The 12,806-nt window shown below is 50.1% G+C and carries 9 protein-coding genes and 1 pseudogene; 3 read left to right on the plus strand and 7 right to left on the minus strand.

Translation table 11 applies throughout. From position 1 onward, the window contains the following. Positions 1-8 precede the first annotated feature (8 nt). The 3 genes from F566_RS0109350 to F566_RS0109360 form a co-directional block, all read right to left on the minus strand. Positions 9-1,115 carry an HD domain-containing phosphohydrolase gene (locus tag F566_RS0109350; RefSeq protein ID WP_020406727.1) on the minus strand — a complete coding sequence of 369 codons (1,107 nt, stop codon included), beginning with the start codon at positions 1,113-1,115 and terminating at the stop codon, positions 9-11. Positions 1,116-1,377: 262 nt separating this feature from the next. Continuing rightward, positions 1,378-1,569 (minus strand): PA3496 family putative envelope integrity protein, encoded by a 192-nt coding sequence (locus F566_RS0109355; RefSeq protein ID WP_020406728.1) that lies wholly within the window; start codon positions 1,567-1,569, stop codon positions 1,378-1,380. Positions 1,570-1,860: 291 nt separating this feature from the next. Beyond that, positions 1,861-4,809, minus strand: a complete 2,949-nt coding sequence (locus tag F566_RS0109360) for an EAL domain-containing protein (protein ID WP_020406729.1) — start codon at positions 4,807-4,809, stop codon at positions 1,861-1,863. Between the two features lie 364 nt (positions 4,810-5,173). Between F566_RS0109360 and uvrD the strand changes: the two genes are divergently transcribed. Together uvrD and F566_RS0109370 are read left to right on the plus strand one after the other, a co-directional pair. Then, the gene (uvrD, locus tag F566_RS0109365; RefSeq protein ID WP_026179887.1) at positions 5,174-7,348 is read left to right on the plus strand and encodes a DNA helicase II; all 2,175 of its coding nucleotides are present in this window, start codon (positions 5,174-5,176) and stop codon (positions 7,346-7,348) included. A gap of 229 nt (positions 7,349-7,577) precedes the next feature. After that, positions 7,578-8,684, plus strand: a complete 1,107-nt coding sequence (locus F566_RS0109370) for a TRAP transporter substrate-binding protein (RefSeq protein ID WP_020406731.1) — start codon at positions 7,578-7,580, stop codon at positions 8,682-8,684. A gap of 70 nt (positions 8,685-8,754) precedes the next feature. Here F566_RS0109370 and F566_RS0109375 read toward each other — a convergent pair whose 3' ends face one another. The 3 genes from F566_RS0109375 to F566_RS0109385 all read right to left on the minus strand — a co-directional run bounded on the left by F566_RS0109375 (position 8,755) and on the right by F566_RS0109385 (position 11,269). After that, positions 8,755-9,153: an acyl-CoA thioesterase gene (locus F566_RS0109375; RefSeq protein WP_020406732.1), complete on the minus strand. Its 399-nt coding sequence runs from the start codon at positions 9,151-9,153 to the stop codon at positions 8,755-8,757. Positions 9,154-9,363: 210 nt separating this feature from the next. Next, the gene (locus F566_RS0109380; protein WP_020406733.1) at positions 9,364-10,746 is read right to left on the minus strand and encodes a TRAP transporter large permease; all 1,383 of its coding nucleotides are present in this window, start codon (positions 10,744-10,746) and stop codon (positions 9,364-9,366) included. Then, entirely contained in the window at positions 10,739-11,269 is a 531-nt protein-coding gene (locus tag F566_RS0109385) for a TRAP transporter small permease subunit (protein ID WP_020406734.1), read from the minus strand. Before F566_RS0109385 ends, F566_RS0109380 begins: the two co-directional genes overlap by 8 nt. Before the next feature lie 233 nt (positions 11,270-11,502). Here F566_RS0109385 and F566_RS0109390 point away from each other — a divergent pair, with 233 nt between their 5' ends. Then, positions 11,503-12,474, plus strand: coding sequence for a PstS family phosphate ABC transporter substrate-binding protein (locus F566_RS0109390; RefSeq protein WP_020406735.1), 972 nt, complete (start codon positions 11,503-11,505; stop codon positions 12,472-12,474). Between the two features lie 47 nt (positions 12,475-12,521). Here F566_RS0109390 and F566_RS36270 read toward each other — a convergent pair. After that, positions 12,522-12,806, minus strand: a pseudogene (locus F566_RS36270) (IS4 family transposase); the annotation flags it as partial.

Raw genomic sequence — 12,806 nt, forward strand, 5'->3', positions numbered from 1 at the left:
TGGTGAGTTCAGCTTTTTGAGATATAGAGGTTTCTCACAGCCATATTAAAGGCTTCAACGCAAGCGGGATCGAACAGAGTTCCATTACAGGAATTGATGTGTCGAACGGCCTCAAACAGGGACTTTTTATAAGACCGGTCTTCCCGCTCGCTGGTGGTATCAAAAAAAGCATCACACAATGCCAGGATTCGGGAGCCCACAGGAATATCCTCGCCACTTAACCCGTAAGGGAAACCGGTCCCGTCAAAAGCCTCATGGTTGTGTAGGATGATACTTGCAGCTTCGTGCCAGCCAGCCATTCGATTCAGTATCTGAGCGCCGGTAGCCACGTGAGCGGACATGATTTTCTGCTCTTCTTTGGACAGAGAGTTTTTACCTTTGCTCATCAGTGTCTGAGGAATAAAGGCCATTCCTAGATCGTGCAGTAATACCGCAGCTTCCAACTGTTCCTGATCAACGATCATTCCCAGTTCCCGATTGACCTCGTTGCATAGCTCAAGTTCTTTCTGGGTCCGGTCCTTTCGGTAAATGCTTAGTTGGTCAATCTGGCGGGAAAGAAAGCGGAAAAACTGCATATCGTCGTCCCGCCCGAGCACAAAGTGGCTGGGTAATCCGCTCGGGGTGCTGGCTTCTTCAACCTCTCCGGCTGGGCCAGCCATTAGAGTATCCAGCGCTTCATCAATGACTTTGTTGACATTCCCTGGCGAGGCTTCGCGGACTTTTTGGATCACTTTCAACAAGGATTGCTGTAGTTCTCCGTCTGCTTCCTGCTCACTTGAGAGTTGCCCGATCAATGTCTCCACATAACCAATAATGCTCATGAAAAAAACGCCGAACATGGGCTGATAGGGTAAATCTCCGTTCCGCATCTCCGATACGATTTCTTCCAACTGATGAATCACGTCGACCATCGGGTCGAGGAAGACCATCCGACAATTTCCTTTCAGAGAGTGCATGCTTCTGAATAGTTCATTAATCTGTTCGGAGCTGACATCATGCTCAAGGCTTTGAACCGTTTGCTCGATTTCTTCGACGTTTTCCTGAAAGCAAGCAACAAATTCATTGATCAGGTCTTTTTCCAGGTCGACAAACTGTGGGCAGGTTATTTTGGTCATCGTGGCTCCCGGCTCTTGTCCAGTTCGGGTATCACCATCCCTGTTCACTAATGGAGGCTGGTGGATTGAAGGCAGCAATAGGCGTCAGTATAGATCCTAGTATAAGTATAGACGGACTGCTGGAATCTTCCGGGAATGTGAGAAATGCTCAATAAAGAGTGTTTGGCACGAGTGATACTGCTGCCGCAGGCAGAGGCCTGTGGCCTGAGAAGAGGTGGTGCCCACAACCCAATCTGAGTCATGGGCGGTGGAATGTTAAAAACTAATCCAGGTAATAATCACCAATAGATTCACGTAAGCGCTTGCTTTCCATGTAATCTTCAATGGCTCTTCGGGTTTTCAGGCGCCGTTTGGCAGTATCCTTTTCTTTGGTTTTTTTGTCTTCAGTATGTATGTCGAATAATGCGTCGGTAAGATTCTCAGTAGCGGAGTTCAAGTGAGATGTATTTTGCATGGACTTCCCCTGACCAGTTCCACAGTATGGGACTAATTTAATTGTTGTTTTTGAAATTTCCGTGACAGTCATTGTCACGAATATCCTTATGCTAAATGCAGATGGGAACTAACCCGGATCTGCGCTGCCAGGTTTACCGCGTGTCAGAAATTTGCGAGACGAATTCATTTGCGAAACTGCCATGCCTGCGCAATTGCATTGTCTGACAAGAATATTTTTTTATCATGATTATCCGGCTGCCTCAAGCAGGAATTTTGATAGGGTGGAGATCGGGTGGAAAATACAATTGAATCAGCTGGAAAACGGTATCGCGCCTGACTTCTGTGCCTGCCGCTGGAGCTGCACTGTCATATCTGCGGCTTCCAAGGGTCTTGCTACCAGGAAGCCCTGTATCGTGTTGCAATTGTGTGCCGTCAGGAAATCCAGATGCTCCTGCAGCTCGACACCTTCTGCAATGACCTCCAGGTTAAGACTGTTCGCCAGGAGAATGATGGCTTTGGTTATGGAAGCATCATCCGCATTCTGATGCACATCGCTGATAAACATGCGGTCGATTTTCAGAGCACTGATAGGGAATCGTTTAAGGTAAGCCAGAGAAGAATAACCAGTGCCAAAGTCATCAATGGTAATGCTAATTCCCATATTCCTGAGACGGTTGAGCATTGCCTGGGTATGACTGGCATTCTCCATCAATGCACTTTCCGTTAATTCAAGATCCAATTGATCCGGGCTCAGCTCTGTGGACTTGAGTACATCGCGGACGACCAGTGGAAGGTTGGCTTGTCTGAGTTGATAAGCTGAGACATTCACAGAGACCTTGAGGTTACCCAGACCCATATCGTTCCAGATCCGGGCTTGCGTGCACGCGGTGTGCAATACTGTTTCGCCAATGCTCATGATCAGGCCGCTTTCTTCCGCCACCGGCACAAAGTCAGTGGGAGAGATCATGCCCAGTTCTGGGTGGCGCCACCTGACCAAGGCCTCTGCGCCGGTAATACGGCCGGCTTTTAGGGACACTTTGGGTTGGTAATACACTTCGAGTTGATTTCTCTGCACGGCCTTGCGCAGTTCGGATTCCATACTCAGTCGGCGGCTGGAAAGGTTTTGCAGCATACGACTGTAGAATTCGTAAGTGTTGCCCCCGAGATACTTGGCCTGGCGGACAGCGGTATTAGCCTGCTGCATGAGTGACTGGATTTCCCGGCCGTTATCCGGTGCCTGGGTGATGCCGATGGAGGTGGAGATAAAGTACTCCTGGGAATCAACAATATAAGGCGTTTTCAGGGCGTCGAGCAGTATTTCGCAAAACTTGGCCACCTGAACCCGATTATTGGCGGTCATGATAATGGCGAACTCATCACTACCCAGCCGTGCAACCGTATCAGCATCCTGGGAGTTGTCCGAAATCCTCAGGGCAACCTGTTTCAGTAGCTCATCGCCAATGTCGTGCCCCAGACTTTCGTTAATCTGCCGGAAACGATCGACATCAATCATCAGCAACGCCACTTTGTCGCCGTTCTCGCGCATTTTTCTCAGGCGCTTGTGCAGCCGGTCCTTGAACAGTACCCGGTTGGCCAGGCCAGTTAAGTCATCGTAATTGAGTAAGTAGTGGAGTTTTTCGTTGGTTTCTTTGCGTTCAGTCAGGTCGGAAAAGAGGCCGGCATAGTGGGAAATCTTACCGTCATTATCAATGATCGCCTTAAGGTGGAGCCACTGGCTGTAGTAATCACCGTTTTTGCGCTTTTCATATAGCTCGCCTTGCCAGCTACCCTTAAGAACAAGCTCCTCCCGTATCAGAGAGAACACTTTTTCCTTATTGGGGGACTTGCTGAAGTCCTCCAGGCTTTTGCCAATGATCTCGTCGGCGGAAAAACCGGTAATGTGTTGGAAAGCATTATTGATGGTCAGAAAGCGCAATTCGCTGTCGAGCGCGAAAATCCCTTCAGAGGTGTGGTCAAATACCGATTTGGCCAGCCGTAGCTGCTCTTCCCGCTTCTGATCCAGGGTGATGTCTCGACGGGTCCCCAGGATTCTGGTAACCCGGCCTTGGCTGTCGGTGTTGACCACTTTGCCGCAGTCTTCTACCCACATCCAGTTGTTTTCATCTATTTTGATCCGGTACTGCAGTCGGCAACGCTCGATTAACCCTTTGACGCAATTGGTGATTTGTCGACTGGCTTTTTCCAGGTCGTCCGGATGGACCAGGTTCTGTATTCGGCGGAAAAATTCGGTCGCGGAAATTTCCCGTGGGCCAAAGATCGGGTGGAAGTAGGACTGATAAACAGAATCGGTAGGAATGTCCCAGTCCCAGAGTGCGAGCCCTGTGGCTTCGATTGCCTGGGATAGCCGGGATTGGCTTTTCACCAGCGCATCACTGATGTTCTTGCGTAATTTGATCTGCTGGTTAAGGGCCCGGTTGGTTTCCGTCAGCGCTTCTGTTCGGTCCAGAATGATATTTTCCAGGTCTTTTTGGGTATCTCTAAGCTCATACTCAACCAATTCCCGTTGGGCGATCTCATGGGCAAGCTTGGTATTCAGTTCGTCTGCGGCGCTGCGTGCGTTTTCCTGGTAGTCGATTAATTTCTGGAACTGCAGTTTTTGGATCAGATAGCGACCGGATGAAATAAACCACAACCCAGCCAGAGGATAGACAAATCCGCTGATAATCGCCGTTTGGGTCATCAGGGAACTGTCCAGTTGGCCTCCTGCAAAGCTGGAAGTAGCTACCCAGAGTAAAGGTATGACAAGCAGCAGAACAAAGGGGGTTAACCATATTCCCAGAAAGTAGGCCAGCAGACAGGCGCCGCCAAAACTCATGAGTGTAAGATTATGCTCCCAGTATTCCGGTGTGGTGTGGGCTGCATAAGCCGCGACAGGACCATAAGTGATGGCAATGGCGACAATGATGCTGCTGAAAAGCACTGTGAGGGTCGCGATATTCTTTGGCAGATTAGGGGAATCATCACCAAGACGGTGTGGGATCAGCCGGCCAAGAAACATCACCAGTATGGCTTCTGCCAGCGCAAGGAACACAAATCCGAAAGATTGGCCTGGTTGTCCATAGACACTGAAGATGACCGTCAGGCTCAACGCAATCCCCACCAGAGATAAGGCTGCGTATGGAGCCATCTGGCTAACCCGCATCAACTGCTCACGACGGATCTCCAACGACTTTGGACGTGCCATGGCCGACATGAGGTGCAGGCTGTGTGCCGACTTATCGATGTTGTGTTGGTGCATGTTTTAGTATAGTAGTTCACTCCCTTGGGAGTACCGCTGCGCAAATAGTCTGGCCAATGGCCTTATATATGGTTACAGCCTTGTCTCAAGTGCGAACCCGTGCACCATCCGTGGCAGACCTGAGAGCCGCCCGGCTGTTGGGCATTCTGGACTAGGCCCAATCATATACCGTGGCGGCGCGATATAGCCACCAGAACAAGTAATAAATAATGAGGTTTTGGTGGAAGTAAGGTGCGTAACCCTTTGTTATGTTTCGAGCCCTGCCTCTTTATAACTTTATATGGTCATGGGTACAAGTTTCATATTCGGCTGGAAAAGCCGAACCGTTCAAAAAACGCCAACGAATTAGAGGTAAATGGAAAATATGGATGTCACCGCTGTGATAGATCCCCTGAATGACGCACAACGCCAAGCGGTGACTTCCAGTGCGCGAAATTTACTGGTTTTGGCTGGTGCCGGAAGTGGTAAGACTCGTGCACTGGTTCATCGCATGGCCTGGCTGATTCAGGTGGATAACCTAAACCCTAATGCCATCCTGGCTGTGACCTTTACCAATAAAGCGGCCAAGGAAATGAGACATCGGGTGGAAGAATTGATGCATTTGCCAACTCGGGGAATGTGGATTGGTACTTTCCATAGTCTGGCTCACCGGCTACTCAGGGCTCACTGGCGAGAAGCAGGATTACCGGAAAGCTTTCAGGTGATCGATTCAGATGACCAACAAAGGATGATCAAACGCGTTATCAAGCAGTTGGGGCTGGATGAAGCCAAGTGGCCCGCACGTCAGGCGCAGTACTTCATCAACCAGCAGAAAGATGAAGGTGTGCGACCTGCCAATCTGGACCCAGGTTCGGACCTCTGGCAGCAGACCATGGCCAAAGTCTATCAATTGTACGATGAACAATGTCGTCAGTCCGGGCTGGTGGATTTTGGAGAACTTTTGCTGCGTTCCCATGAACTTTGGCTGCAGAAGCCGGATCTCCTTCAGCACTATCAACATCGTTTTCGTCATATTCTGGTAGACGAGTTTCAGGATACCAATACGATTCAGTATGCGTGGCTCAGAGTACTTGCCGGGCAGCATGTGCCCTTGACCGTGGTAGGAGATGATGACCAGTCTATTTATGGTTGGCGCGGTGCAAAAATTGAAAATATTCAGAAGTTTCAGCAGGATCTTGCGCCTGTTGAAATGGTGCGGCTGGAGCAGAACTATCGATCAACCGGAGCGATCCTTAAGGCGGCCAACCGGGTGATTTCCAACAATCCAAGTCGACTGGGGAAAGAACTCTGGACAGATCAGGGTGAGGGTGAGCCGATAGATTGCTATGCCGCTTTCAACGAGCAGGACGAAGCCAACTACATTGTGGAATCTTTGCAGCAGTGGGTTGAGCAGGGGCGATATCGGGCTGAAGTGGCGATTCTCTACCGTTCCAACGTCCAGTCCCGGGTGATGGAAGAAGCATTGATTCGTCATGGTGTTCCATATCGAATCTATGGCGGTTTGCGGTTTTATGATCGGCTGGAAGTCAGGAATGCGCTGGCCTATCTGCGTTTGATTCGTTACCCCCATGATGATGCGGCATTTGAAAGAATCGTCAATGTTCCAGCCCGTGGTATAGGGGCAAAATCACTGGAGATGCTGCGCGAAACAGCTCAGCAAATGGGCTCCTCGTTATGGCAATCGGCGCTTCGTCTGGTAGAGCAAGGGGCAATGAAAGGGAAAGCCCGCTCCGGATTGGAAACGTTGATATTGACAGTCAAGGATCTGCAGGAATTTTCTTTGGATCATGGGCTACAGGAGCTGACCAAGCAGATGCTGGAGAATACCGGTCTGCTGGATTTCCATGCCAGTGAGAAGGGTGAAAAAGGAGAGGCCCGCAAGGAAAACCTGTTGGAGATGGTCAACGCGGTTGCTGAGTATGAGCAATCGGAAGACGAACCTCTGGCTGAATTTCTGGCACAGGCTGCTCTGGATGCCGGCGAACAGCAGGCCGATGTGGATCAGGATGCCGTACAGCTGATGACATTACATTCCGCCAAAGGTCTGGAATTTCCACTGGTATTTTTAACCGGTATGGAAGAAGAACTCTTTCCCCATGCAATGGCTTTGGAAGAGGCCGGTCGTCTGGAAGAGGAGCGGCGACTCTGTTATGTGGGAATTACCCGGGCGATGGAAAAGTTGGTCATGACATTTGCTGAAAGCCGCCGATTATATGGACAGGACAAATATCACAGTATTTCCCGTTTCGTGCGTGAGATTCCCCCCGAGCTTTTAAGAGAGGTCAGGCTTCGGTCGGTGATCAGTAAGCCGTTGTTCTGGGATCGCCAACCGGGGGGGGCGTATGGTAGCGGCAGCAGTGGATCTGATAGCGAGCAAGCCCAGTTCGCCCTAGGCCAGCGGGTTCGACATGAGCGTTACGGTGATGGTGTGGTCTTGAACTATGAAGGTCAGGGACCGCATGCCAGAATTCAGGTTAACTTCGATGATGAAGGCAGTAAGTGGCTGATACTGTCCTATGCGAAACTGCAAACCTTATAGTCGGCGTTAGGTATCCGGAGCAGGTTTTTCCCTGTTTGTTCCGGATACGACTTATGTCGTTGTGACATGAAAGGGGCAAGGTGTTCATTTGCAGGAAATTGCGGTTATACTTGCGTCGCAAGGGTTTAGGTACAAGTAATCAACCAGGTCTTGCTCTGCCCGCCGGTATCGTGAGAGGTCATCGAGTGAGGGCGAGATACTGACAAGAATAATTAGAAGGAGATATCACATGAAATTTCGTTACCTGATGTCTATTGTCGGCGCGGGCCTGTTGGGTTCCATGCTCGTCGGCTGTTCTCAGGACAAGCAGGAAACTGCCCCCGCCAAAGCGGTCGAAGCACCCGCACCCAAGACAATCAACTGGAAACTGGTGACAACCTGGCCGAAGAACTTCCCTGGTCTGGGTGAAGCTCCGGAGCATTTTGCGAAAGAAGTTGACCGGATGAGTAACGGTCGTCTGAAAATCAAGGTTTATGGAGCCGGTGAACTGGTGCCTGCATTGGAGGTTTTTGATGCGGTATCACAAGGTACAGCAGAAGCAGGCCATGGTGCAGCATATTATTGGAAAGGCAAAGTGCCGGCCGCACAGTTTTTTGCCACAGTGCCTTTTGGTCTCAATGCGCAGGAGCTGAACTCCTGGGTATCATACGGTGGAGGGCTTGAGCTTTGGGAAGAAGTGTATGAGCCCTTTGGTGTGATTCCGATGCTCGGTGGCAATACCGGCGTCCAGATGGGGGGATGGTTTAACAAGGAAATCAACTCCCTTGAGGATCTGCAAGGCTTGAAAATGCGGATACCTGGACTGGGTGGAGAAGTTCTGCAGCGCGCAGGGGGAACGCCTGTACAGCTACCTGGCGGCGAGATATTCACAGCCCTTCAGACTGGCACGATAGACGCTACCGAGTGGGTTGGTCCGTATAATGATCTGGCATTTGGTCTGCATAAAGCTGCCAAATACTATTACTATCCTGGCTGGCATGAGCCTGGTACCGCATTGGAGTTCACTTTCAACAAGAAAGCGTTTGAAGCGTTGCCAGAAGACCTGCAGGCGATCGTGGAGATCGCTGCCAAAGCGATCAACCAGGATATGCTGGATGAGTATACTGCACGCAATAACTCGGCGTTGGAAGAGTTAGTGAACAATCACGGGATTGAAGTAAGACGCTACCCGGATGAAGTGCTGGCCCAGTTGAAAGTGATTTCCAAGCAGACAGTGAAAGAAATCGCAGATAACGATCCTGCCGTGAAGAAAGTGTACGACTCGTTTGAGAGTTTCCGTGCGAAGGTTGAGAAGTACCATGAGATTTCTGAGAAGGCTTACATCAACGCTCGTTAAACAAACAACCTTTGTTGATAGGTAAGATCCGCTAAATAAGCCCGCGTAAGCGGGCTTATTTATGCGTGAGTCATCGGGCCTTATTCGGTACCGGGCGTATTCTGCCAGTGGCGTCAATGGCCACAAGGACAAACTTGCCTTCGGTAACTTTCCGGGGCTGCTGGCTGGTTAAGTCCCGAGTCCACACTTCCACTTCGATATGAATGGAGCTGGTACCTATTTCTTCAACCCGGGTATAGCAGCTGACTTCTGCGCCGACTCGCACAGGGGAAATGAAGTCCAGCTGTTTGATGGATACGGTTGCTGTGCGACCTTCTGCCAGGCGGCCGGCAGTATTGGAGGCGGCCAGATCCATTTGTGAGACCAACCATCCTGCATGGATATCGCCATTGGGGTTGGTATCTCTCTCTAGAGCGATTACCCGCAAAGACAATTCGCCTCCGGGAGCTGCGCGGTCTGATGTTGTCATGTCAATTACTCACCCATTAGTCAGGTATTACCCGTCGTGATACTTGTTTTGTAGCCCTGCGCGATGTGTCCGCGGTGCTGATATTTTGGGGCTGACGATGCAAATCTCAATGAATGACGGGGAGTTTCGGCATGATAAGAACCAAAACCCCCGTCAGTCACTCAGTATAGAAGTTCCGTAGAGATGGCGTTATTAACCTTTGGATATCTGTTACGGACCATATACAACCTCCGGGAGCCAGGTTGCCAGGTCAGGCCAAGCAGCTAGCAGGGCCAGCATGATGACCTGTATCCCGATAAAGGGAACCACGCCTTTATAAATATCGATGGTTTTCACTGAACTCGGCGCCACGCCCCGCAGATAAAAGAGTGAAAAGCCAAACGGCGGAGTCAGGAAAGATGTCTGCAGATTCAAACCGATCATGATGCCGAGCCAGATCGGGTCCACCCCCATCGCCAGCAAGACTGGCCCTACAATAGGGACGACGACAAAAGTAATCTCGATAAAATCCAGGATAAAACCAAGTAGAAAGATCACTACCATGACGACCAAAACCGCCATAAAAACCCCACCGGGCATGGTATCGAAGAGGTGTTCGATCAATTCATCGCCGCCGTAGGCCCTGAATACCAACGAAAAGATTGTGGCGCCGATCAGTATCATAAAGACCATGCAGGTTACCCGGGTAGTTTGCTGGCACACATCCCTGACTACCGAATAAGTGAACTGACCTCTGATCGCTGCCAGAATCATCGCGCCGAAGGCTCCGACACCTGCGGCCTCGGTGGGTGTGGCAATACCCCCGAGTATCGAACCCAGCACGGCAATAATCAGGGTTAATGGAGGCGTCAGATCCTTGAACAGGGATAGTTCTCTTTCATGCAATTCTTTCCGACTAACGGATTCCCCTGAAGGCACCAGATTGGGTTTCATGACTGCCAGGACAAGAATATAAAGAATGTACAGACCGACGAGAACCAGGCCGGGGATCAGCGCACCGACAAACAGGTCCCCCACCGAAACGGTTTTGGGACTGAATATGCCCATATCTCGCTGCGCTTGCTGGTAGGCACTGGAAAGCACGTCCCCAAGCAGTACAAGGGCAATGGAAGGGGGAATGATCTGTCCCAGAGTGCCGGTGGCGCAAATGGTACCGGTCGCTACGGAAGGGGCGTATCCCTTTCTCAGCATGGTTGGCAGAGAGATCAGCCCCATCGTCACCACAGTTGCCCCGACGATACCGGTACTGGCAGCCAGCAGCATACCTACAACTGCCACGGATATACCCAGGCCGCCCCGGATTCCACTAAACACAACGGCCATACTTTCCAGGAGGTTTTCCGCCACTTTGGACTTCTGCAACATACAGCCCATGAAGACGAAAAGAGGAACGGCAATCAGCGTTTGATTGTTGATTAAGCCATATAACCGGCTGGGTGTCGCCTGTAGAAATGAAGGATCGAAAATATTAAAAACAGACCCGATGGCGGCAAAGGCGAGAGCTGTACCTGCCAGTGAAAACGCCACAGGGTAGCCGCAAATCAGTACCAGGCAAACTACACCAAACATGATCAGAGACATGTATTCAACCATTGCTTGCCTCCAGGTCCGGACGGATCAGCGTTGTGATGGAGCGCAAGACCTCTGCAATTCCCTGTAGTCCAAGTACCACCACCAAACCGAGGATCAGGGTTTTGAGTACATAGACATACGGGAGACCGGCGGCTTCCTGGGAAACTTCTTTGAACTGCCAGCTTTGTTGGACATAGGGCCAACTCTCAACCCATATGTAGCCCAGAGTAGGAAGTAGCAAGAGCAGGGTGCCCAACAGATTGACGAGGGCTTTGCCTCTGGGTGAAAAGCGTTGATACAGAATATCGACGCGAACGTGTTCGTTATATTTCAATGTATAGGCCGAACCCAACAGGAATATTGCACCGTGGAGATAAATGACGCCTTCCTGAAGGGCGATGGAGCTGTTATTGAAAACATAGCGGAGTACAACGACCAGGACTGTGCCTAAGACCATACCGATGTTCAGCCAGGAAACAAGCCTCCCGGTATGCTCGGTGAAGGTGTCAATCAACCTGGTCAGGCCGATCAAGGACTGCAACATACTTTACTTCCCTTTTATTGTTTTAAACGCTGCTGAGATACCATCAGAGTCAGTGCAGAACGCTGAAATTCAACAGTTTACCGAGTGTCTTGAGGAAAATCGATCTTCACGAAAGAAATATAGGTGTCACATTAATTTCGGGTGTAACAATAGTGTCATATATCATTTGTATAGTTTTCGCCAATCCGACGAACCCATCGGATGCGTCGAAATAAAACCAGGAGTTAATCCCTATGCAACTGAAAAAAGTTTTCGCAGCAGCCACTGTTGTCGCAGCTTCATTCTGGGCTACTACCGCTTCTGCGGATCTGGACCCAAATCTGCCTTCTTATAATAAAGCAAGCGGTGTATCCGGTAACCTTTCTTCCGTAGGTTCTGACACTCTGGCTAACCTGATGACGCTGTGGGCTGAAGAGTTCAAGCGTAACTATCCTAACGTTAACATACAGATTCAGGCGGCGGGTTCTTCTACTGCTCCCCCTGCTCTGACAGAAGGTACTTCCAATCTGGGGCCAATGAGCCGCCAGATGAAGGACAAAGAGCTGGAAGCTTTTGAAAAGAAATTCGGTTACAAGCCGACGGCTATTCCAGTTGCCATTGACGCTTTGGCAGTATTTGTCCACAAGGACAACCCAATCAAAGGCCTGACGATTTCTCAGGTTGACGCGATTTTCTCCTCTACCCGTAAATGTGGGTTCGATAAAGACCTGACTTCCTGGGGGCAACTGGGTGTTTCAGGTACTCTGGCTAACCAGAGCTTCCAGCTGTTCGGACGTAATTCAGTTTCTGGAACATACGGCTACTTCAAAAAGAATGCCCTGTGTAAAGGAGATTACAAGAACAATGTAAATGAGCAGCCAGGTTCTGCATCTGTTGTTCAGGGTGTTTCTGAGTCTGTGAATGGTATCGGTTACTCAGGTATCGGCTACAAGACTTCCAGCGTTCGCACTGTGCCGTTGGCCAAGAAAGAAGGTGACAAGTTTGTTGACGCGACACCTGCAATGGCTGTTACTGGTGAATACCCACTTTCACGTTTCCTGTACGTATACGTGAACAAGGCGCCTAACAAAGATCTCGATCCTATCGTTGGTGAGTTTGTTAAGTTGGTAATGTCCAAGCAAGGCCAGGAAGTTGTCATTAAAGACGGTTATGTTCCTCTGCCTGCCAAAGTTGCTGCCAAGTACATGAAAGAGCTTTCTCTGTAATCCAGAAAAACTCGCAAAGAAAAAGCCGCCTTCGGGTGCAATGCTGTTCACTTAAGAGGAGCAGCATTGCGATCTACTGGATATCGGGTCTTTGATATCTTAACCGTCCGAGGTGTCGTAGGCCTCGGACGCCTCTCCAAAAACAGACTACTAATTCCCGATCTTAACTCTGACAAGCGCCGACCTGTTCCAGATATCGGATTGGAAGCCGCCATCACAATTAACTGAACAGCAATATAATCACACACTGGTTTGAAGCGAATGTCAGACGGGGCTCGATCAAAGCTTACCGCCGCAATCGATGCTTCTCGCCTTATGATGTTGTAGCACAG

The sequence above is a fragment of the Hahella ganghwensis DSM 17046 genome (assembly GCF_000376785.1).
GTDB classification, from domain to species: domain Bacteria; phylum Pseudomonadota; class Gammaproteobacteria; order Pseudomonadales; family Oleiphilaceae; genus Hahella; species Hahella ganghwensis.

Bases quoted from the DNA above. Each gene is read 5' to 3' on its own strand.
- F566_RS0109385 (WP_020406734.1), bottom strand. From the start codon at position 11,269: ATGTTGCAGTCCTTGATCGGCCTGACCAGGTTGATTGACACCTTCACC.
- F566_RS0109360 (WP_020406729.1), bottom strand. From the start codon at position 4,809: ATGCACCAACACAACATCGATAAGTCGGCACACAGCCTGCACCTCATG.
- F566_RS0109370 (WP_020406731.1), top strand. From the start codon at position 7,578: ATGAAATTTCGTTACCTGATGTCTATTGTCGGCGCGGGCCTGTTGGGT.
- F566_RS0109390 (WP_020406735.1), top strand. From the start codon at position 11,503: ATGCAACTGAAAAAAGTTTTCGCAGCAGCCACTGTTGTCGCAGCTTCA.
- uvrD (WP_026179887.1), top strand. From the start codon at position 5,174: ATGGATGTCACCGCTGTGATAGATCCCCTGAATGACGCACAACGCCAA.
- F566_RS0109355 (WP_020406728.1), bottom strand. From the start codon at position 1,569: ATGCAAAATACATCTCACTTGAACTCCGCTACTGAGAATCTTACCGAC.
- F566_RS0109375 (WP_020406732.1), bottom strand. From the start codon at position 9,153: ATGACAACATCAGACCGCGCAGCTCCCGGAGGCGAATTGTCTTTGCGG.
- F566_RS0109350 (WP_020406727.1), bottom strand. From the start codon at position 1,115: ATGACCAAAATAACCTGCCCACAGTTTGTCGACCTGGAAAAAGACCTG.
- F566_RS0109380 (WP_020406733.1), bottom strand. From the start codon at position 10,746: ATGGTTGAATACATGTCTCTGATCATGTTTGGTGTAGTTTGCCTGGTA.